This is a genomic window from Aminobacter sp. P4_H6_2 (genome assembly GCF_056400805.1).
The window spans coordinates 1-1,449 of sequence record NZ_JBFUKO010000944.1; the positions used below are offsets into that span (position 1 = coordinate 1).

A 1,449-nucleotide genomic window follows, 5' to 3' on the forward strand; every position below is an offset into this window, starting at 1 on the left:
ACCGCGCTCCGCGGCGAGATGGGCCCATTGCGACTGAAGCTCCTGCTTGCCTTCGCCGTCTGCATCGGTTTCGGCGTTTCGGTGTCCGATTTCGCTGTCTGGCTCATCTACGACACGCGCTATCATGATGCGGGATGGATTCTGCCAATCCTGCTTCTCGGCGTCTGGTTTTCACTCCTGTGCACGATATCGGAATATTCGCTGCTCGGTCTGGGCCGGCCACTTTATGGGGCGGCGGGCAATATGGCGAAACTCGTGTTCATGGTCGTGGCCATCCCGCTAGGTTTGCAGTTCTACGGAATCGCCGGCGCRATCGTGATGATCGCCGCCAGCGAACTCAGCCGTTACATACCGATCCTGTTTGGGCAGTACCGGGAGCAGATCGCCTTTTTCCGCCAGGATATGGCGACTACCGCACTGCTCGTGCTGCTTATCCTGATGTTTTCCTTCGTGCGTTATCAAGCCGGCTATGGAACGACTTTTGAAGGTGTGCTGGTGGCGTTCCGCTCATGAACCTTGCTGTTCCAACGGTTGGCGTTGTGGTGATCGGCCGCAATGAGGGGCCCCGCCTGATCACCTGTCTCGAAAGCCTCGGCGAGCGTCTCGCAACGACGGTCTATGTCGATTCCGGCTCTACTGACGGCAGCGCCGAGGCGGCAGAAAGACTGGGCGCAACCGTTGTCCGGCTTGACATGACCATTCYGTTCACAGCGGCGCGGGCGCGCAATTCAGGATTTTCCGAACTCCGCAGGCTGGTTCCGGAAGCTGAATTTATGCAGTTCGTCGACGGCGATTGTCAGATCGTCGAAGGCTGGCTGGCAAAGGCCACAAGATTTCTTGTCGAAAATCCAGATTACGCGGTCGCCTGTGGCCGTCGTCGAGAACGCTTCCCGGATGCGACGCTCTACAACGCCTTGTGCGATCGCGAATGGGATACGCCGATTGGCGACGCGCTCGCCTGTGGCGGCGATTGCCTGACGCGTGTTGGCGCATTGGCAGCTGTCGGCGCCTATTCGGCGGACCTCATTGCCGGCGAGGAACCGGAAATGTGTGTACGTCTGCGCTCCGTCGGCTGGAAGATCTACCGACTGGATGCCGAGATGACGCTGCACGATGCGAACATCACGCGCTTTGGCCAATGGTGGAACAGGTCGAAACGCGCCGGTCACGCCTTCGCGGAGGTGGCGCATCGTCATCTTGGATCGCCTGAAGGTATATGGGGACGCAACGTTCTGCGTGCCTTGCTCTGGGGCTGCCTTCTGCCATTGGTCGCGCTGCTGGGCGCGGTGGCATTGCATCCCGCATTCTTGCTGCTCTTTGGAGCATATCCACTGCAGACTGCCCGAATCGCGTTGCGGGAAGGAGGCGGGCGACTTGCATGGATCTATGCGGCATTCGCTGTGCTAGCGAAGTTTCCCGAGATGCAGGGAGTTGCGCAATATGCCCTCA

General features: G+C 59.5%; 2 protein-coding genes. Both read left to right on the forward strand.

Features of this window, described 5'->3' with window-relative positions:
- Positions 1-513, forward strand: a 513-nt coding sequence (locus AC1DUU_RS31910) for a hypothetical protein (RefSeq protein ID WP_476787298.1), incomplete at its 5' end; no start/stop codon positions are given.
- Positions 510-1,449, forward strand: a 940-nt coding sequence (locus tag AC1DUU_RS31915; protein WP_476787299.1) for a glycosyltransferase family 2 protein, incomplete at its 3' end; no start/stop codon positions are given. The genes AC1DUU_RS31910 and AC1DUU_RS31915, both read left to right, overlap by 4 nt.